Consider the following 290-nt stretch of genomic DNA (forward strand, 5'->3'; position numbering starts at 1 on the left):
GTCCGGCTTGCCGTACAGCAGATTGTCGCGAATCGAGCGGTGCAGCAGTGAAGTGTCCTGGGTGATCATGCCGATCTGTGCACGCAGGCTTTCCTGGGCCACTTCGGCAATGTTCTGGCCGTCGATGAGGATGCGTCCGCCCTGCAGGTCGTACAGGCGCAGCAGCAGGTTGACCAGGGTCGACTTGCCCGCGCCGGATGGGCCGATCAGGCCGATTTTTTCCCCCGCCTTGATCTCCAGGTTGAGGCCACCAATGATCCCGCTCGTCTTGCCGTAATGAAAATCCACCT

At 60.7% G+C, this 290-nt stretch carries 1 protein-coding gene; it reads right to left on the reverse strand.

Features of this window, described 5'->3' with window-relative positions:
* Positions 1-290 (reverse strand): ATP-binding cassette domain-containing protein (locus AC0L3B_RS39280; protein ID WP_473383153.1); only part of this gene is annotated, 290 nt, incomplete at both ends.

This window comes from Bradyrhizobium sp. Kon56, assembly GCF_055807635.1.